This is a genomic window from Streptomyces spinosisporus, from assembly GCF_022698145.1.
In the GTDB taxonomy this organism is placed as follows: Bacteria; Actinomycetota; Actinomycetes; order Streptomycetales; family Streptomycetaceae; genus Streptomyces; species Streptomyces spinosisporus.
Window position 1 is genome coordinate 265,929 of the sequence record NZ_JALDAX010000012.1, and the last position, 18,565, is coordinate 284,493.

An 18,565-nucleotide genomic window follows, 5' to 3' on the forward strand; every position below is an offset into this window, starting at 1 on the left:
AGTCACCCCGCCACAACCCGGGGGTGACGGGTGTAAACGCCTTGTGAACCGGCAAACTGGCGGGTTTGGACTGGACCACTTTGGGCAGGCGCCGCCCCGGAGCGACGCGGTTGCCCCTTCAACCGGCCATGCCCTGTCGACTCCACTTCCTGTCGTCGAGCAAGAGGGCTACGCGTGTCATCCAGGCTTGAGGCCGAACATCTCTACAAGGTGTTCGGCAGACAACCAGTCGAGGCGGTCGAGCGGCTCCAACAGGGGGCCGATCGCGAGGAACTGCGCGCCGACGGCACCACCGCCGCCGTGATCGACGCCTCCTTCACCGTCGAACCGGGCCAGATATTCGTCGTGATGGGCCTGTCCGGATCCGGCAAGTCCACGCTGCTGCGCATGCTCAACGGTCTGCTGGAGCCGACCGCCGGACATGTCAGCTTCGACGGGCAGAACCTCACCGCGCTCGGCGCCCGCGAGCTGCGCGAGGTACGCGCACGGAAGATCAGCATGGTCTTCCAGCACTTCGCGCTCTTCCCGCACCGCAGTGTCCTGGAGAACGCGGCCTACGGCCTGGCCGTGCAGGGCGTGCCCCGCGCCGAGCGCGAGAAGCGCGCCGGCGAGGCGCTGGCCCTGTGCGGTCTGGCCGGCTGGGAGAAGTCCTGGCCCGACGAGCTCTCCGGCGGCATGCAGCAGCGCGTGGGCCTGGCCCGCGCCCTCGCCACGGACGCCGACCTGCTGCTGATGGACGAGTCGTTCAGCGCGCTCGACCCGCTGATCCGCCGTGACATGCAGGACCAGCTCCTGGAACTGCAGCAGAGGCTGAAGAAGACCATCGTCTTCATCACCCACGACCTCAACGAGGCCATGCGCCTGGGCGACCGGATCGCCGTCATGCGCGACGGCCGGATCGTCCAGACCGGCACCGCCGAGGACATCCTGCTGCGGCCCGCCAACGACTACGTCGAGTCCTTCATCCAGGACGTCGACCGCTCCCGGGTGCTGACCGCGTCCGCCGTCATGGACCGTGACGTCCGCGGCGACGAGGCCGACTGCGGCTGCGAGAGCGACTGCGAGACCGCGACGCCCGACACGCCGTTCACCGAACTCTGCGCGATCAGCGCCCGGTTGAGCCACCCGGTGGCCGTGCTCGACGACAAACGCAAACTCGTCGGGGTGGTACCGAGGCAGCGCCTGGTCGGCTTCCTCGGCGACGAGAAGGCGGTGACCCATGCCTAGGATCCCGCTCGGCGACTGGGTCAACGACACGGTCGACTGGCTGCTCGGCCATGCCGCGTGGCTCTTCGACTTCTTCAAGACCGTCTTCACGGGCACCTACGACGGCATCAACGCCGTCCTCCAGGCGCCCGAACCCCTGCTGCTCGCGGGCATCTTCGCGGTGCTCGCGTTCTGGCTGCGCGGCACCTTCGCCGGTGTCCTCACCTTCGTGGGATTCGCCTTCGTCGACTCCCTCGAACTGTGGGACGACGCGATGGTGACCCTCGCCCTCGTCCTCGTCGCCACGATCATCGCGCTGGTGATCTCGGTGCCGGTGGGCATCTGGGCCGCGCGCTCCAACCGGGTCAGCGGAGTCGTCCGCCCGATCCTGGACTTCATGCAGACGCTGCCCGCGATGATCTACCTCATCCCGGCGATCCTGTTCTTCGGCACCGGTGCCTCCGCGGGCATCGTCGCCACCCTGATCTTCGCGCTCGCCCCCGGCGTCCGCATGACCGAGCTGGGCATCCGCCAGGTCGACAAGGAACTGGTGGAGGCCGCCGACGCGTTCGGCACCACGCCCCGCGACACGCTCCTGCGTGTGCAGCTGCCGCTCGCCCTGCCGACCGTCATGGCCGGCGTGAACCAGGTCATCATGCTCGGCCTGTCCATGGCCGCGATCGCCGGCATGGTCGGCACCGGCGGCCTCGGCGGCGATGTCAACGAGGCCATCGGCCAGCTCAACGTCGGTCTCGGCTCCGAGGCCGGTGTCGCCATCGTGATCCTCGCGATCTACCTCGACCGGATGACCAGCGCCCTGGGCAGCCATGTCTCCCCGCTCGGCCGCCGCGCCGCCGCCAAGGCACGCGCCTCGCAGGGCCTGAAGATCTGGTCGTACCGGCCGAGCCCGCAGATCGCCGTGGTCGGCGTCGTCGTCCTCGCCCTCGTGGCCGGCGGCATGGGCATCTTCGGCTCCGACCCGGGCGGCTCCTCCGTCGCCGACGGCAAGAACGTCGGCCAGGGCAAGAAGGTCTCCATCGGCTACATCCCCTGGGACGAGGGCGTCGCCTCCACCTTCCTCTGGAAGGAGATCCTGGAGCAGCGCGGCTACCAGGTCGACGTCAAGCAGTTCGACGCCGGCCCGCTCTACACCTCCCTCGCCCAGGGCAACATCGACTTCGAGACCGACTCCTGGCTGCCGACCACCCACGCGCAGTACTGGAAGAAGTACGGGAGCAAGCTCGACGACCTGGGCTCGTGGTACAAGCAGACCTCGCTGGAGCTGACGGTCCCCGCGTACATGACGGACATCAAGTCCCTGGCCGACCTCAAGGGCAAGGCGTCCACTTTCGGCGGGAAGATCACCGGCATCGAGTCCAGCGCCGGTGAGATGGCCCTGCTCAAGAGCAAGGTGCTGAAGGAGTACGGCCTCGACAAGGAGTACAAGGTCGTCGACAGCTCCACGCCCGCCATGCTCGCCGAACTCAAGCGGGCGTACAGCAAGAAGCAGCCGATCGTCACCACGCTCTGGTCGCCGCACTGGGCGTACAACGACTACAAGCTGAAGAAGCTGAAGGACCCCAAGGGCGCCTGGGGCAAGGGCGACGGGGTGCACACGCTCTCCCGCAAGGGCTTCGCCAAGGACAACCCCGTCATCGGCAAGTGGCTGAAGAACTTCACGATGACGGAGAAGCAGCTCACCAGCCTGGAAGCCGAGATCAACAAGGCGGGCAAGGGCAAGCAGCAGGACGCCGTGCGTGCCTGGCTGAAGGACAACCCCGGGATCGTCGACAAGCTGGCCCCCGTCTCGGGCAGCGCGGGCTCCACGCCGGCCGAGGCCAAGCGGCCGGTGAACGTCGCCTGGTTCCCCTGGGACGAGGACGTCGCCGTCACCTACCTGTGGAAGAACGTCCTCGAAAAGCGCGGCTACAAGCTGAACCTCAAGCAGATGGACGTCGGCCCGGTCTACACCGGCCTCGCCTCCGGCGACCTGGACGTCAACTTCGACGCCTGGCTGCCGTATGCCCAGAAGAACTACTGGGACAAGAGCAAGGACAGCCTGAAGGACCTGGGCACCTGGTACCAGCCGACGTCGCTGGAAGTCGCCGTGCCCTCGTACGTGAAGGGCGTCAAGTCCCTTGAGGACCTCAAGGGCAAGGCGTCCACCTTCGACGGGAAGATCATCGGGATCGAGCCGGGCACCGGCGAGATGAACCTCCTCAAGACGAAGGTCCTGCCGGGCTACGGCCTCGACAAGGAGTACAAGGTCGTCGACGGCTCCACCCCGGCGATGCTGGCCGAACTCAAGCGCGCCTACGCCCAGAAGAAGCCGGTCGCCGTCGTGCTGTGGTCGCCGCACTGGGCCTACAGCCGCTACGACCTCACCAAGCTGAAGGACGACAAGAAGCTCTTCGGCGAGGGCAACACGATCCGCACCATCACCAACGAGAAGTTCACTGGGCAGTACCCGCAGCTCACCAAGTGGATCAAGGGTTTCCACATGAGCGAGGACGAGCTCGGCAGCCTGGAGAGCGAGATCAACGAGCAGGGCCAGGGTCACGAGCAGCAGGCGGTCGCCGACTGGATCAAGAAGCACCCCGATGTCGTCGACCGGATGACACCGCAGTAGGCGCGGGTACGAAAAGGATCCGGCCAACCACAGAGCGCCACCTCTTCACCTGAGCCTCATCGCCCACTCGTCCGGGGCGCCGACGGTTCCGCGCCCACCCGGCGCGGTGCCGAAGGCGCCCCGAACGTCTTTGCGCCGCCCTGCGGCCCCGGCCCAACCGGACGGCCGCCGCCGGGCCCGTGGCGGTCGCGTGCGCCAACTGCCCCCCGTGGCAGGGGACTTCGCCCTGCGGCGGGCAAGGCCTGATCACGGGCCTGATCGCATACGGCGGGCGAGGGCAATCGCCGGGAACACATGCGCTCGTGCGCACATTGAAACGGAGAAGAGAACTCGGGTGCCGAGCACCGGCCGGTGCGGCCGCGTGTCCTGCGCGGGACGGCGGACGGATACCCGCGAAGGCTGTCGTCCTCGGGGCGTGCCGACCGGTGGCCGGCGTCCTGTGCGCCGCTTGTACCGGCACCGGCCCGGTTCACCGTCCGGGCCCCCTGGTCAGCGTTTTCGCCCTTGAGGGGGAATTCGCCTCCGACGGGCCGTGCGGGCCCAGCGGGCGCCAGGAATTGGCGAATTGACCGCATGCGGTGTTTACGGGGATGTGACGGGCGCGTGAAACGGTTTGCCGAACCTGCGTAAGGTGCAGAGAACTCTTCAGAAGTACCGCACGCGGACGGCGACGCGCAGAATGCTGAACCACCGCACGGACCACGAGCCAAGAAGGGAGCGGGAGCGATGGGCGACCACAAGGAACAGCCCCTGCGAGTGGGCGCGGCCGTACGGCGGCGGCGCCGGACGCTGCAGCTCACCCTCGCCGTCGTGGCCGAGCGCAGCGGCCTGTCGGTTCCGTTCCTGAGCCAGGTCGAGAACGACCGGGCGCGGCCCAGCAGGGCGTCCCTGGAGAAGGTCGCCGACGCGCTGCGCACCACCGCCGTCGAACTCCTCGCCGCCGCCGACCCGGCGTGCAGCGTCGACGTCGTGCGCGCGGAGTCGTGCGAGCCGCCGGACCGGCCGAGGGTGCGTTCCCTGGTGCGGGGTCACCACCAGATGCACGCCTCGGAGTTCACCGGCGACCATGACGCGGGCCGTGAATTCCAGTACCGCAACGACCAGTTGATGTACGTCGCCGACGGCGCGGTCGAGATCGAGGCCGAGGGCCGCGCCTACCGCCTCGGCCGCGGGGACACGCTGTATCTGACCGGCGGTGTGCGCCACCGCTGGCGGGCGACGGTGTCGGACACCCGCGTGGTCGTCGTCGCGGTGGCCGAGCACGTCGAAGCGGTGCAGAACCGGTCGCGGTAGCCGCGGATGCGCGTCGTCTCCCTCGTGCCGTCCCTGACGGAGGCGGTGGCCGTCTCGCTGCCGGGCGTCCTGGCCGGCGCGACGGACTGGTGCAGCCACCCCGCCGGCCTCGACGTCCCCCGTGTCGGCGGCACCAAGAACCCGAAGCTCGACCGCATCCTCGCCCTCGCCCCCGACCTGGTGGTCGCCAACGAGGAGGAGAATCGCGAGCCCGACCTCACGGCCCTGCGCGAGGCGGGCGTCGAGGTTCTGGTGACCGAGGTGCGGAACGTGCCGCAGGCGTTCCGGGAGCTCGCCCGGGTCCTGGAGGCCTGCGGGGCGGTCTCCCGGCCGCGCTGGCTGGACGAGGCCGAGGCGGCCTGGTCGCGGCGCCGGAGGCCGGGCCCCGCAGGACGGCGGTGGTGCCGATCTGGCGCCGGCCCTGGATGGTGCTCGGCCGCGACACGTTCGCTGGTGACGTCCTCGCCCGGCTGGGCGTCGACCACCTCTGGTCGGATCACCCCGAGCGCTATCCCCGCGTCCCCGTCGAGGAGCTGCGGGCGGCCGCCCCGGATGTCGTCGTGCTGCCGGACGAGCCGTACCGCTTCACGGCCGACGACGGGCCCGAGGCCTTTCCGGGGCTGCGCTGCGCTCTCGTCAGCGGGCGCCATCTGACGTGGTACGGACCGTCGTTGGTCGAGGCCCCGCGGGTGCTGGGCGAGGCGCTGCGAGCAGCGCGCCGCTGACCAGACCGCGGGCCGTGCACACCGTCGCGGTGCCCCAGGCGGCGACGAGCAGGGCGTACAGGCCGATCGCGAGCCAGTCGTAGGCGAGCAGTCCGGTGTGCCGGGCGAGGGCCTCGGCGCCCGTGACGCACGTCCCGACCGGGAAGGTGAACGCCCACCACGTCATCGAGAAGCCCATGCCGTGCCGGCGCGCCCGCAGTACCTGGGCGGCGGCGAACGCGAGCCACAGCAGCGCGAAGCCCATGACCGGGACGCCGTACAGCACGACGAGGACGCGGAATCCCTCGCCGTACGGCGCCGGTACGACCCCGGGTGCGGTGTCCGCGACCTTGCCGACGGCGGTGGTGGACTGGCCGAGCGGGCCCAGCACCAGGAACAGGGCCGGGGTCAGGGCGAGGGGCAGCGGCCCTCCGGTGAGCAGCCGGGCGAAGATCACCGGCAGCATGACCAGGGTCGCCAGCAGGCTGAGCCCGAACATCGCGAAACAGGCGAGGAGCAGGGTCTCCCGGGGCTGCCCCGGCGGCAGGTGCGGTACGAGGAGCGGGCCCAGCGACGCGGAGACCATGGGCGCGACGACCGGCAGCAGCCACACCGGGGAGGCCTGCCCCGGCTCGATCCGGTGCCGTACGGCCATGAGGTAGGGCACCGCCACGGCGGCCACCAGCCCCACCACCGTCCCGGCGGTGAACAGCACGGCGTCGAGGGCGAGCGCCGCCTCCGGGCCGATCCAGTCGCGGCCGACGACGAGGGCGCCGCCGCCGACGGCCAGCAGGCCCATGGAGAGACAGCCGTAGAAGGGGGCCGCGGCCGGATCCAACAGATGGGCTCGGGCCTGGTCGCGGTGGTAGGTCCAGTGCAGGGTGCGGGCGGCGAGCAGGACGGCGAGCAGGGCGAGGGACAGGGTCCATACGGCGGTGCACAGGGTGCGCAGGCCGGGGACGTGGACGGGAAGGGTCGCTCCCGCCGTACCGACGATGGCGGTGCCCATGACGGCGGCGTACCAGTTGGGTCCGAGGTGACGGACGGCCGTGGCGCGGGGAGCGCGGGGGGCGCGTGTGGTGGCGCGCGGAAGGTGCTGTGCTGCGGTGACCATGACGCCTACGGTCCCGCCGCCGGGGGCGGGCCACCAGGGAGCGCCGTTCTATCAGGGCATAAGCTGGGGTTATGAGCGAAGAGGGTGCGCGGGCTTCCGGTGGTGCGGGCGATCTGGCGCATCGGGTGCCTGATCTCGGGGCGCTGGAGCTGCTGTTGGCGGTGGCTCGGCTCGGCAGCCTGGGCGCGGCCGCGCGAGAGGTGGGCATCACCCAGCCGGCGGCCAGTAGCCGGATCCGGTCCATGGAGCGTCAGCTCGGCGTGGCCCTGGTAGACCGCTCCCCGCGCGGCTCCCGCCTCACGGACGCGGGCGCGCTGGTCACGGACTGGGCCCGGCGGATCGTGGAGGCGGCGGAGGCCTTCGACGCGGGAGCGCAGGCGCTGCGGGACCGGCGGGACTCGCGGCTGCGGGTGGCGGCGAGCATGACCATCGCCGAGTACCTCCTCCCCGGCTGGCTCCTGGCCCTGCGGGCCGAGCGCCCGGACACGGCGGTGTCCCTGCTCGCGGGCAACTCGGCGGCGGTCGCGCAGCGCCTGCTCTCCGGGGAGGCGGACCTCGGTTTCGTGGAGGGCGTCGATGTCCCGCACGGCCTCGACTCCGCCGTCATCGCCCACGACCATCTCATCGTCGTGACGGCGCCGAGTCATGCCTGGGCCCGCCGCAGCCGCCCGCTCGCCGCCTCCGAACTGGCGGCGACCCCCCTGATCCTCCGCGAGAAGGGCTCCGGCACCCGCCAGGTGCTCGACGCGGCCCTGGGCGGCCTGGCCCGCCCCCTGATCGAGCTCTCCTCGACGACCGCGGTCAAGGCAGCAGCAGTGAGCGGCGCGGGCCCCGCCGTCCTCAGCGAACTCGCCGTGGGCGAGGAACTGGCGATGCGGCGGTTGGTACGGGTACCGGTCGAGGGGGTGGCACTGGCACGCGACCTACGCGCCGTCTGGCCCACAGGCCCCCGCCCGACGGGCCCGGCCCGCGAACTGCTGTCACTTACGCGGGGGTAGCCGCTGCGCGGGCCGTTCGCACCTCTCGGCGGGCGCTTGCGGTCCGGTGTTCCGGGGACGGCCGGTGCTGTCGGCGTGGCGCTCAGGCGGTGGTCGGAGGTTGCGCCGCCGCGTCCACCAGTGCTCGCATCACCCGTATGTCCGTGCCCATCTCCGGGTGCCATTGCACGCCCAGGACCCATCCGTCGGCTGCGGGTAGCTCGATGGCCTCGATCGTGCCGTCCTCCGCGTGGGCCGAAGGAAGGAGCCCGGTGCCCGGGCGGTCGATCGACCGCTTGGCGGGCGTTTGCGGTCCGGTGTTCCGGGGGTGGCCGGGGCTGTCGGTGCGGCGCTCAGGTGGTGGTCGGAGGTTGCGCTGCCGCGTCCACCAGTGCTCGCATTACCCGTGTGTCCGTGCCCATTTCCGGGTGCCATTGCACTCCCAGGACCCATCCGTCGGCTGCGGGTAGCTCGATCGCCTCGATCGTGCCGTCCTCTGCGTGGGCCGAAGGCAGGAGGCCGGTGCCCAGGCGGTCGATCGACTGGTGGTGGTAGGTCGGGACGGAGGTCTCTTCCGGGACGGCGGTGGCGTAGCGCGTGCCGGGGATCGGCTTCACCGGGTGGTGGCCGAAGGTGCCCACGATCTCCGCGTGGCCGTCCAGGTGCTGGACGAGGGTGCCGCCGAGGGCGACGTTCAGGAGCTGCATGCCCCGGCAGATGCCCAGCAGGGGGACGCGGGCCGCCAACGCGGCGTCGATCAGGGCCAGTTCCCAGGCGTCGCGGGCAGGGGCGGGCGGGCCGGTGCGGGGGTCGCGCTCCGCGCCGTAGCGGGACGGGTCGACGTCCGGGCCGCCCGCGATCACCACACCGTCCAGCCGGGACACGACGTCCGCCGCCCGGGACGCCTCGTCGGGCGGCAGCATCACCGCCATGCCGCCCGCCCGCTGCACCAGCCGCGGATAGCCGGCCGGCAGCAGGGCCGCCTCCAGCTCCCACACGCCCCAGCGCGCCGCGGCCTCCAGATACGTACTGACGCCGATCAGCGGCCCGCCCGCCATGCGTTCTCGCGCCATGCGTCCTCGCGTCATGCGTCCTCCCGCCCCGAGCAATGGATTCGCCGAATACCTTTGGTCACGTCAAGAATCCCCTGAGCAGCGCCGCCGTCCCCGCGCAGTGCTCCCGCATCATCCTCCGTGCCCCGTCCGCGTCCCGGTCCAGGACCGCCTCGACGAGCGCGACGTGCTGCCGCTGCGAGTGCTCCAGATTGCGCACGAGCAGGGGGATGCAGTCGAGCAGGTCGTTCACCGTGGCCCGGACCGCCGCGTACTGCGCGGTCAGCGTCGGCGACCCGCACAGCTCCGCGAGCGTGAGGTGGAGCAGGGTGTCCAGCCGGCGGTAGTCGGCGAGCGGGGCGTCGCCCGTGCGGTCCAGCGCCTCGCGCAGCCGGTCCGCCTGCTCCTTGCCGAGGCCGTGCGTGGCGCACAGACCCGCGGCCCCCACCTCCAGCACCTCCCGGAAGCGCAGCACGTCCTCGATGTCGACCTCGGCGATCCGGCGCCGCAGCTCGTCCTCGCCGCCCGCGTCCTGGCGCGGCAGCACGAAGGTGCCGCCGTAGCGCCCGCGCCGGGACTCCACGAGACCCTGGTCCTGCAGCACCTTGAGCACCTCGCGCAGCGTCACCCGGCTGATCCCGAGCCGCTCCGCGAGCTCCCGCTCGGCCGGCAGCCGCCCGCCCCCCGGCACCAGACCCAGCCGTACGACCTGCAGGATCTGCTCCAGCGCCTCCTCGAAGCCGTTGCCCGCCCGCACCGGCCGCAGCACCGGCGTCAACCGGTCGTCCGGGCCGCCGTCCGGATCCACCGACACCCGCCGCACCCCCTTCCCAAGCAATGGTTCTCCGGCATACCTTATGGCTTCCGGCCCGGTGGAAAAAGCGCAGCAGCCGAAGGAGATCTCCCGTGGCAGACCGCACACCCCCACTCGGCGTCGAGGAGCTGCACGCCCTCGTCGCGAGCGGTGAGATCGACACTGTCGTCCTGGCCTTTCCCGACATGCAAGGGCGCCTCCAGGGCAAGCGGTTCGCCGCCCGCTTCTTCCTCGACGAGGTCCTGCACCACGGCACCGAGGGCTGCAACTACCTCCTCGCCGTCGACACCGAGATGAACACCGTCGACGGCTACGCCATGTCCTCCTGGGACCGCGGCTACGGCGACTTCGCCATGCACCCGGACCTCACCACCCTGCGCCGCGTGCCCTGGAACCCCGGCACCGCCATGGTCGTCGCCGACCTCGCCTGGAACGACGGCTCACCCGTCCTCGCCGCCCCCCGGCAGATCCTGCGCCGCCAGCTCGACCGCCTCGCCGAACACGGCTTCACCGCCCAGGTCGGCACGGAGCTGGAGTTCATCGTCTTCAAGGACACCTACGAGCAGGCCTGGGACGCCAACTACCGCGGCCTGACACCGGCGAACCAGTACAACATCGACTACTCGGTGCTCGGTACCGGCCGTATCGAGCCGCTGCTGCGCCGCATCCGCAACGAGATGGCGGGCGCGGGCCTGACCGTCGAGTCCGCCAAGGGGGAGTGCAACCCCGGCCAGCACGAGATCGCCTTCCGCTACGACGAGGCCTTGCGCACCTGCGACCAGCACGCGATCTACAAGACCGGCACCAAGGAGATCGCCGCGCAGGAGGGCGTCTCGATCACCTTCATGGCCAAGTACAACGAGCGCGAGGGCAACTCCTGCCACATCCATCTCTCGCTCGCGGACGCCGCCGGCAACAACGTCATGCCCGGGGACGGCGAGGACGGCATGTCCGACGTCATGCGCTACTTCCTCGCCGGACAGCTCGCCGCGCTGCGCGACTTCTCGCTCCTGTACGCCCCCAACATCAACTCCTACAAGCGGTTCCAGCCGGGCTCCTTCGCCCCGACCGCCGTGGCCTGGGGCCACGACAACCGCACCTGCGCCCTGCGGGTCGTCGGCCACGGCCGCTCCCTGCGCTTCGAGAACCGGCTGCCCGGCGGCGACGTCAACCCGCACCTCGCCGTCGCCGGTCTGGTGGCGGCCGGGCTGTACGGCATCGAGCAGAAGCTGGAGCTGCCCGACGCCTGTCCCGGCAACGCGTACACCGCCGGGTACGAGCACGTCCCGACCACGCTCCGGGAGGCCGCCACGCTCTGGGAGAACAGCCCGATCGCCAAGGCCGCCTTCGGTGACGAGGTCGTCGCCCACTACCGCAACATGGCGCGCGTCGAGCTGGAGGCCTTCGACGCCGCGGTGACCGACTGGGAGCTGCGCCGCTCCTTCGAACGCATGTGAGGCCCTTCTTGTCGCACGAGTTTGAGCTCCAGGTACTGAACCCGGCCACCGAGGAGGTCGTCGCCACCGTCCCCGGCGCCACCGCGGCCGACGTGGACGCCGCCGTCGTACGCGCCACCGCCGCACAGGCCGGGTGGGCGGCGCTGCCGCCCGCCGACCGGGCCCGGCTGCTGCGCCGGTTCGCGGTCGCCGTCGACGAACACCTCGAAGAGCTAGCCCGGTTGGAGGTCCGCGAGGCCGGCCACACCATCGGCAACGCCCGCTGGGAGGCGGGCAACGTCCGTGACCTGCTCGACTACGCCGCCGGGGGAGTGGAGCGACTCCTGGGCCACCAGATCCCGGTGCCCGGCGGCCTGAACGTCACGATCCTCGAACCGCTCGGCGTCGTCGGCGTCATCGCGCCCTGGAACTTCCCCATGCCGATCGCCGCCTGGGGCACGGCACCGGCGCTCGCGGCGGGCAACGCGGTCCTCCTCAAGCCCGCCGAGACCACCCCGCTGACCGCGCTCCGCCTCGCCGAACTCGCCCTGGAGGCAGGCCTGCCCGAGCACCTGTTCCAGGTGCTTCCCGGCCGCGGACCCGTCGCGGGCAACGCCCTCGTCGAGCACCCGGGCGTCGCGAAGATCGTGTTCACCGGGTCGACCGCCGTGGGCAAGCAGGTGCTGGCGAAGGGCTCGGCGCTGCTCAAGCGCGTCACCCTCGAACTCGGCGGCAAGAGCCCCAACATCGTCTTCGCCGACGCCGACCTGGAGGCCGCCGCGGCAGCCGCCCCCATGTCCTTCCTGGACAACTCCGGCCAGGACTGCTGCGCCCGCACCCGCATCCTCGTCCAGCGCTCCGTCCACGACCGCTTCCTGGAACTCCTCGCCCCCGCGATCGAGTCCGTCCTCGTCGGCGACCCGGCCGACGAGAAGACGGACATGGGCCCGCTGATCTCCAAGTCCCAGCTGGAGCGCGTGCGTTCCTACGTCGACACGGGCGCCCCCGGCATCCGCGGCACGGCCCCCGACGGACCCGGCTTCTGGTTCCCGCCCACCCTCCTGACCGGCGTCGAGCCGCACGCGCGCGTGGCCGTCGAGGAGGTCTTCGGCCCGGTCGCCGTGGTCCTTCCCTTCGACGACGAGGCGGACGCCGTGGCCCTCGCCAACGCCACCGACTACGGCCTCTCCGGCTCCCTGTGGACCCGGGACGTGGGCCGCGCCCTGCGCGTCTCGCAGGCCGTCCGCGCCGGGAACCTCTCCGTCAACTCCCACTCCAGCGTCCGCTACTGGACCCCGTTCGGCGGCTTCAAGCAGTCCGGAATCGGCCGTGAACTCGGCCCGGACGCCCTGGCCGCCTTCACCGAGACCAAGAACGTCTTCATCAGCACGGAAGGCCCCGCACAGTGACCGACGAAAACATCTGCCGCCGCCTGGTGGGCCGCACCGCCGTCATCACCGGAGCCGGCAGCGGCATCGGACTCGCCACCGCGCGCAGGCTCGCCTCCGAGGGCGCGCACGTCGTCTGCGGCGACGTCGACGAGGCCCGCGGCAAGGCGGCCGCCGAGGAGGTCGGCGGACTCTTCGTGAAGGTGGACGTCACCGACGCCGAGCAGGTCGAGGCCCTGTTCAGGACCGCCTTCGACATCTACGGCAGTGTCGACGTCGCCTTCAACAACGCGGGCATCTCCCCGCCCGACGACGACTCCATCCTGGAGACCGGCCTGGAGGCCTGGAAGCGCGTCCAGGAGGTCAACCTCACCTCCGTCTACCTGTGCTGCAAGGCCGCCATCCCCTACATGCGCCGCCAGGGCAGGGGCTCCATCATCAACACGGCGTCTTTCGTGGCGCGGATGGGCGCGGCCACCTCCCAGATCTCGTACACCGCGTCCAAGGGCGGCGTGCTCGCCATGTCCCGCGAACTGGGCGTGCAGTTCGCCCGCGAGGGCATCCGCGTGAACGCGCTGTGCCCCGGACCGGTCAACACCCCGCTGCTGCAGGAGCTGTTCGCGAAGGACCCGGAGCGGGCCGCCCGCCGGCTGGTGCACATCCCGGTCGGCCGGTTCGCCGAGGCCGACGAGATCGCCGCCGCCGTGGCCTTCCTGGCCAGCGACGACGCGTCGTTCGTCAACGCCACCGACTTCCTGGTCGACGGCGGGCTCGCGGGCGCGTACGTCACACCGCTCTAGGAGTCGTGTCCCGATCCTCGACGCCCGTCCTAGAGTGCCTCAATGAGCATGTCGCCCCCGCCCGGCTGGTATCCCGATCCGTCGGCCCCCCACCTGCAGCGATGGTGGGACGGCACGACCTGGACCGAGCACCGCGCCCCGGCCGCCGCGCCGACGGCTCCCGTGCCGCCGCCGTCGGCCGGGGGCGGCGGCACCGGCCGGGCGAAGGTCGTCGCGCTGATCGCCGCGGGCGCCGTCCTCGTCGCCGCCATCGTCACGGGCGGGCTCTACCTCGGCAGGGGCGACGACGGCGACGGCGAGGACGTCCGCAGCGTCCCGAACCCCGCCACCTCCGGCGCCTCACCCACCACCGACGCCCCCTCGCCCTCGGCGTCCACGTCCCAGCCCTCGGCCGACGACCCGGCCGTCGTCACCGACCAGCTCAACGGCATCACGCTGCCGCTGCCCGACGGTTGGGTCAGGCCGCAGTACGTCACCGAGGACGACGTCGTCATGACCACCGACGGGACCTACGACTGCCCGGGCGACTCCGGGGTGTGCCGGCACGGCCTGGTCATCTCCCGCACGGCGACCGGGAACGACGGAAGCTCCCCCGAGGCCCTCGCCAAGAAGGACATCTCCGACGCCGCCGACGCGGCCTACGACCGCGACCTCGTCGGCCGGCGCCCCTTCGGCGGCATCGAGTCCCACCAGCAGGTCGCATCCGGCCAGATCGCGGTCGCGGGCCGGGCGGGGTACTACGTCCGCTGGCGGGTGAAGACGGCCAAGGGCCCCGGCGGCTACGTCGAGTCGCTCGCCTTCCCCTCCAGCGTCGGCACCGAGGCGCCGGTGCTCGTCCGGTTCGTCTTCGACGCGGGCGAGGACGGACCGCCGCTCACCGACATGGACAAGATCACCAGGGGCATCCGGTCCATCGACGACGCGGCCACCGGCGGCGGCGTGGGAAGCAGCATCGGCCCCACGGACTGAGGGCCGACGCTCCAGGAACGGGCGGGCAGCCGGGTCGCTACAGGAAGGTGTGACCTTCCCCGCGGTACGTCGGAACGGTGGCCGTCACGGTCTCGCCCTGCACGAGGTGCAGTACGTCGAACCGCTCGCAGAGCTCACCGGCCTTGGCGTGCCGGAACCACACCTTGTCGCCGATCAGCAGGTCGTCGGCGGGGGAGCCGAGCAGCGGGGTCTGCACCTCGCCGGGGCCCTCCTGCGGGTCGTAGCGCAGGCCCTCGGGCAGATGGGGGACCGGCAGCCGGTCACCGCCGGCCGCACCGGAGGCGGGGTATCCGCCGCCGAGCACCGTCACCACCCCGACCCCGGGGCGACGCACGACGGGCAGGGCGAACAGCGCCGCCGGACGCCCGCTGAAGGACGTGTAGTTGTCGAACAGCCGCGGCACGTACAGCCCGGATCCCGCGCCGATCTCGGTGACCGCGTCCTCCGCGGCCGTGTACTGCACACTGCCGGTGCCGCCGCCGTTGACGAACTCCAGGTCGGGCACGACCGCCCGGACCGCACGCACGACGGCGCCGCGCCGCTCGGCCAGCTCCCGGCGCGCCGTGGCCTGCATCAGGCGCACGGCACGCGACCGCAGGGGATGCCCGGCGACGGAGTCACCGACGCCCGCGATGTGGCCCTCGTAGCCCATGATCCCCACGACCTTGAAGCCGGGCCGCCGCGCGACGGCCCGCGCCATGTCGGCGACCTGGGCGGGGGAGTGCAGCGGCGAACGGCGCGCCCCGATGCGCACGCGTCCCCCCAGCAGCTTCAGCGAGGTGTCCAACTCCAGGCAGACCCGGATGACTTCGCGCCCGCCGTCGCGCGCCTCGTCGATGAACCGCAGCTGCGCCGGGTCGTCGACCATCACGGTCACGGCGGCGGCGAGCTTCGGGTCGGCGGCCAGTTCCGCGTAGGCGGCGCGGTCCGCGGACGGATAGGCGAGCAGGATGTCGTCGAAACCGCTGCGCGCCAGCCAGAGGGACTCGGCGAGGGTGAAGGCCATCACACCTGCGAACCCGTCCCGGTCCAGGACCCGCTCCAGCAGGGCCCGGCAGCGTACGGACTTGCTGGCGACGCGGATCGTCTTGCCGCCCGCACGGCGCACGAGATCGTCCGCGTTGGCGTCGAAGGCATCCAGGTCCACGATGGCCAAGGGGGCGTCCAGGTGGGCGGTGGCCCGGTCGTAACGGGCCCGGTCGGCGGCGCGCGCAGTCATGAACGAAGCCTGCCAGACAGGATTACCGCAGGGTAGGGGGACGTTCCGGGCAGATCCCCCGGGCTCGTGGACTGGTTCCCGAATCGACATCCGCAACCCGTAGAGTGACGCGCACGTACGGCGGAACGACGTCGGCGCACACGGTGCCGACGGATGCCGGTCCGCCCGTACGGGTATGCGTGCCCCGGGACGGAGTGACCCGGCGTCGACCGGTTGAGCGCACGGACGACGGCCCGCGTACTGGTAGTCGGCCCGGGCGCGAGGAAACGGGGGGTGCATGAGCACGGAAGCGCAGCACGCCGCGATTCCGCCGCGTCCCCCCAAGCCGCCGACAGCCGGGACGACCCCCGAACCCGCCCGGGACGCGAACGACGCCCCGCCCTCCGCGACGTCCGACACCTGGTCCCCCTGGCACCGCACACCCCGGTCCCCGCAGGACGACGGCGAACCGGACGGGGAGTCCGTGCCGCGTCCCGGTCCCGGTGCCGTGGCCGACGGTGGTGCCGTGGCCGGTGGGGCCCAGGAGGTCCGGGCCCGGTTCCCGCGGCTGCGCGCGCCCTCCGAGGAGAGGACGGAGCCGCCCCCGCCGCAGGCATCCGCACGCTTCCCGGACGCACCTCCGGTGGCCGGACGGGAGAAGGACGGGGCCGGTTCGGCGGCAGCCGACGCACCGCCGCAGCCGAGCCGCCGTCCCACGACGCCGCCGCGACCCGTGAAGGCGCCCGCGGAGACGCCGCAGGAATCCACCACACGGCTGCGCCCGATCCCTCCGGAGACCGAGGCCGTACCGCCCATGCCCGCCTCCCGCCCGCAGGGCAGGGGCACGGAGCCCGACCCGGCCCTCTCCTGGAGCGCTCCGAGCGCTCCGAGCACCGAGCGGCCCGTGGTCTCGTTCGCGGAGCCCGAGGGCTACGACGATCGGGCCAGACCCCGCCCGCTCGGCGCTCGGGTGCGCCCGCGCACCGCCGCGATCGCCGCCTGTCTGGTGCTCGGGCTCGGCCTCATCGGCGGTGCCGTGACCGGGAGTTGGCTGGTCGGGGGCACCGGCGACGGCGGCACGCGGGACACCTTCGCCGAGGCCGCGAGCCTGTGGCACAGCGTGCCCGTGGACCGTCTGTTCCCGCCGACGGTGAAGGGCACCGGCGCAGGCCCCGGCGGCGCCGACCGCACGTGGACGCGCGTCGCCGTCGCACCGGACAGCGGCTGCAAGGGCGCCTTCGACCCGCTGTTGCAGAAGGCCCTCGCCCCCGCCGGCTGCCGCCGCCTGCTGCGCGCCACCTACACCGACGCCACCCAGAGCTTCGTCACCACCGTCGGCATGGTGTTCACCAAGGCCGACGCCCCGTCCATGGAGGCCCTCGCCAAGCGCTTCCAGAACGAAGGCCTCGGCACCCGCACCGATCTCATGCCCCGCCCCTTCGCCGAGAAGGACAGCCCCGCGGCCCGGTTCGGCGACAAGCAGCGTGCCTCATGGACGATCTCGGTCCTCACCGACGCCCCCGTCGTCGTCTACGCCGTCTCCGGCTGGACCGACGGCCGCACCGTCGACACCCCGGTCCCCGCCGAGCAGGCCACGCAGCCCGGCACCACCTCGCCCCCGGCCCAGGCGGGGCTCGGCAACGAGGCCCAGGGACTGGCCGACCGCATCGAACGGGCCCTGCGCAAAGACGTCACCTCGCCCACGGAGAAGCCCTCGTGAAGCGCAGCACCCCAGGGAAGCGCAGCACTCCAGTGAAGCGCCGCACCCTCGTGAAGCGCCGCAACGGAGCGCGCACCGGAGCGCTGGGCGTCCTCCTCGCCGCCTCCGTCGCCCTCGTCCCGCCGACCGTCGCGCACGCCGACGGCATCCGCGCCCAGCAGTGGGCCCTCGACGCCATGCACACCCAGCAGGCCTGGCAGACCACCAAGGGCAAGGGCATCACCGTCGCCGTCCTGGACACCGGCGTCGAGACCGACCACCCCGACCTGGCCGGGAACGTCCTGCCGGCGAAGGACATGATCGGCTTCGGGGCGAAGCAGGGGGACCGGGCCTGGGCCCGGCACGGCACCGCCATGGCCGGCATCATCGCCGGTCACGGGCACGGCCCCGGCGACAGCGAGGGCGTCATGGGCATCGCGCCCGAGGCGAAGATCCTCCCCGTCCGCGTGATCCTGGAGGACGGCGACTCCGCCCGCGGCAAGGCCCGCAGCACCCGCGGCAACGCCCTCGCCGAAGGCATCCGCTGGGCCACCGACCACGGCGCCGACGTCATCAACCTATCGCTCGGCGACGACTCCGCCTCCGCCCACCCCGAACCCGGCGAGGACGAGGCGGTCCAGTACGCCCTGAAGAAGGGCGTGGCCGTCATCGCCTCGGCGGGCAACGGCGGCGAGAAGGGCGACCACGTCTCCTACCCGGCCGCCTACCCGGGCGTCATCGCCGCGACCGCGGTCGACCGCTTCGGCACCCGCGCCTCCTTCTCCACCCGCCGCTGGTACGCGACGGTCAGCGCCCCCGGCGTCGACATCGTCATCGCCGACCCCGACCACAAGTACTACGAGGGCTGGGGCACGAGCGCCGCCTCCGCCTTCGTCTCGGGCGCGGTCGCCCTCATCAAGGCCGCGCACCCCGGGCTGACCCCCGCCCAGATCAAACAGGTCCTGGAGGACACCGCCCGCAACGCCCCGGCCGGCGGGCGCGACGACTCCCGCGGCTTCGGCATGATCGACCCGGCCGCCGCCATCAAGGCCGCAGGCCACCTCAAGCCGGAGGGACTTCAGGTCGCGTCGTACGGCGACAAGTACTTCGGCCCGGGCCCGGACGCCGCCACGTCGGACGACGACCCCACGGGCTGGGCCGCCCCGCTCGCGGGCGGCCTCGGCGGGGTCCTACTGGTGATGGCCGTGGCCCTGTGGCGCGGCCGCCGCACCCGCTACGAGAACTTCCCGGCCCCGCCACGTCCC

Annotated in this window: 15 protein-coding genes and 1 pseudogene; 11 read left to right on the forward strand and 5 right to left on the reverse strand. The window is 72.1% G+C overall.

Annotation, left to right across the window (positions count from 1 at the left end):
- Positions 1-174: 174 nt before the first annotated feature.
- The 4 genes and pseudogenes from MQN93_RS29035 (at position 175) to MQN93_RS29050 (ending at position 5,853) form a co-directional block, all read left to right on the forward strand.
- Positions 175-1,227 carry a quaternary amine ABC transporter ATP-binding protein gene (locus MQN93_RS29035; protein WP_016434363.1) on the forward strand — a complete coding sequence of 351 codons (1,053 nt, stop codon included), beginning with the start codon at positions 175-177 and terminating at the stop codon, positions 1,225-1,227.
- Positions 1,220-3,835, forward strand: a complete 2,616-nt coding sequence (locus MQN93_RS29040) for an ABC transporter permease/substrate binding protein (RefSeq protein ID WP_242711883.1) — start codon at positions 1,220-1,222, stop codon at positions 3,833-3,835. The genes MQN93_RS29035 and MQN93_RS29040 overlap by 8 nt, the downstream gene beginning before the upstream one ends.
- Before the next feature lie 726 nt (positions 3,836-4,561).
- Entirely contained in the window at positions 4,562-5,128 is a 567-nt protein-coding gene (locus MQN93_RS29045; RefSeq protein WP_016434361.1) for a helix-turn-helix domain-containing protein, read from the forward strand.
- 6 nt (positions 5,129-5,134) lie between these two features.
- A pseudogene (locus MQN93_RS29050) lies at positions 5,135-5,853 on the forward strand (helical backbone metal receptor).
- Here MQN93_RS29050 and MQN93_RS29055 read toward each other — a convergent pair.
- The gene (locus tag MQN93_RS29055) at positions 5,765-6,946 is read right to left on the reverse strand and encodes a TDT family transporter (protein ID WP_242711884.1); all 1,182 of its coding nucleotides are present in this window, start codon (positions 6,944-6,946) and stop codon (positions 5,765-5,767) included. The pseudogene MQN93_RS29050 and the gene MQN93_RS29055 overlap by 89 nt on opposite strands.
- Before the next feature lie 71 nt (positions 6,947-7,017).
- On the opposite strand from MQN93_RS29055, the gene MQN93_RS29060 reads away from it, so the two are divergent.
- On the forward strand, positions 7,018-7,944 hold the full coding sequence (locus MQN93_RS29060) for a LysR family transcriptional regulator (protein ID WP_016434358.1): 927 nt from the start codon (positions 7,018-7,020) through the stop codon (positions 7,942-7,944).
- 82 nt (positions 7,945-8,026) lie between these two features.
- On the opposite strand, the gene MQN93_RS29065 is transcribed toward MQN93_RS29060, so the two are convergent.
- The 3 genes from MQN93_RS29065 to MQN93_RS29075 all read right to left on the reverse strand — a co-directional run bounded on the left by MQN93_RS29065 (position 8,027) and on the right by MQN93_RS29075 (position 9,789).
- The gene (locus MQN93_RS29065) at positions 8,027-8,212 is read right to left on the reverse strand and encodes a gamma-glutamyl-gamma-aminobutyrate hydrolase family protein (RefSeq protein ID WP_372504477.1); all 186 of its coding nucleotides are present in this window, start codon (positions 8,210-8,212) and stop codon (positions 8,027-8,029) included.
- 64 nt (positions 8,213-8,276) lie between these two features.
- Positions 8,277-8,981 (reverse strand): gamma-glutamyl-gamma-aminobutyrate hydrolase family protein, encoded by a 705-nt coding sequence (locus MQN93_RS29070; protein ID WP_242711896.1) that lies wholly within the window; start codon positions 8,979-8,981, stop codon positions 8,277-8,279.
- A 73-nt stretch (positions 8,982-9,054) separates the two neighbouring features.
- On the reverse strand, positions 9,055-9,789 hold the full coding sequence (locus tag MQN93_RS29075) for a FadR/GntR family transcriptional regulator (protein WP_242711885.1): 735 nt from the start codon (positions 9,787-9,789) through the stop codon (positions 9,055-9,057).
- Positions 9,790-9,881: 92 nt separating this feature from the next.
- Here MQN93_RS29075 and MQN93_RS29080 point away from each other — a divergent pair, with 92 nt between their 5' ends.
- The 4 genes from MQN93_RS29080 to MQN93_RS29095 are packed head-to-tail and all read left to right on the forward strand — an operon-like array spanning position 9,882 to position 14,382.
- Complete coding sequence (locus tag MQN93_RS29080; RefSeq protein WP_242711886.1) at positions 9,882-11,246, forward strand: glutamine synthetase family protein; 1,365 nt, start codon at positions 9,882-9,884, stop codon at positions 11,244-11,246.
- An 8-nt stretch (positions 11,247-11,254) separates the two neighbouring features.
- Complete coding sequence (locus tag MQN93_RS29085) at positions 11,255-12,634, forward strand: aldehyde dehydrogenase family protein (protein WP_242711887.1); 1,380 nt, start codon at positions 11,255-11,257, stop codon at positions 12,632-12,634.
- On the forward strand, positions 12,631-13,413 hold the full coding sequence (locus MQN93_RS29090; protein WP_242711888.1) for a 3-oxoacyl-ACP reductase: 783 nt from the start codon (positions 12,631-12,633) through the stop codon (positions 13,411-13,413). The genes MQN93_RS29085 and MQN93_RS29090 overlap by 4 nt, the downstream gene beginning before the upstream one ends.
- 48 nt (positions 13,414-13,461) lie before the next feature.
- A complete protein-coding gene (locus MQN93_RS29095) occupies positions 13,462-14,382 on the forward strand; it encodes a DUF2510 domain-containing protein (RefSeq protein ID WP_242711897.1) in 921 nt (306 codons plus the stop codon).
- 37 nt (positions 14,383-14,419) lie between these two features.
- On the opposite strand, the gene MQN93_RS29100 is transcribed toward MQN93_RS29095, so the two are convergent.
- Complete coding sequence (locus MQN93_RS29100; protein ID WP_016434351.1) at positions 14,420-15,622, reverse strand: amino acid deaminase/aldolase; 1,203 nt, start codon at positions 15,620-15,622, stop codon at positions 14,420-14,422.
- 277 nt (positions 15,623-15,899) lie between these two features.
- Between MQN93_RS29100 and MQN93_RS29105 the strand changes: the two genes are divergently transcribed.
- Entirely contained in the window at positions 15,900-17,321 is a 1,422-nt protein-coding gene (locus MQN93_RS29105; RefSeq protein WP_242711889.1) for a hypothetical protein, read from the forward strand.
- A 50-nt stretch (positions 17,322-17,371) separates the two neighbouring features.
- A partial coding sequence (gene mycP, locus MQN93_RS29110) for a type VII secretion-associated serine protease mycosin (RefSeq protein WP_242711898.1) occupies positions 17,372-18,565 on the forward strand: 1,194 nt, incomplete at its 3' end.

What these genes read in the sequence shown, in the direction of transcription:
- MQN93_RS29100 (WP_016434351.1), bottom strand. Translation starts at nt 15,622, where the DNA reads ATGACTGCGCGCGCCGCCGACCGGGCCCGTTACGACCGGGCCACCGCC.
- MQN93_RS29045 (WP_016434361.1), top strand. Translation starts at nt 4,562, where the DNA reads ATGGGCGACCACAAGGAACAGCCCCTGCGAGTGGGCGCGGCCGTACGG.
- MQN93_RS29040 (WP_242711883.1), top strand. Translation starts at nt 1,220, where the DNA reads ATGCCTAGGATCCCGCTCGGCGACTGGGTCAACGACACGGTCGACTGG.
- MQN93_RS29055 (WP_242711884.1), bottom strand. Translation starts at nt 6,946, where the DNA reads ATGGTCACCGCAGCACAGCACCTTCCGCGCGCCACCACACGCGCCCCC.
- MQN93_RS29105 (WP_242711889.1), top strand. Translation starts at nt 15,900, where the DNA reads ATGAGCACGGAAGCGCAGCACGCCGCGATTCCGCCGCGTCCCCCCAAG.
- MQN93_RS29095 (WP_242711897.1), top strand. Translation starts at nt 13,462, where the DNA reads ATGTCGCCCCCGCCCGGCTGGTATCCCGATCCGTCGGCCCCCCACCTG.
- MQN93_RS29070 (WP_242711896.1), bottom strand. Translation starts at nt 8,981, where the DNA reads ATGGCGGGCGGGCCGCTGATCGGCGTCAGTACGTATCTGGAGGCCGCG.
- MQN93_RS29060 (WP_016434358.1), top strand. Translation starts at nt 7,018, where the DNA reads ATGAGCGAAGAGGGTGCGCGGGCTTCCGGTGGTGCGGGCGATCTGGCG.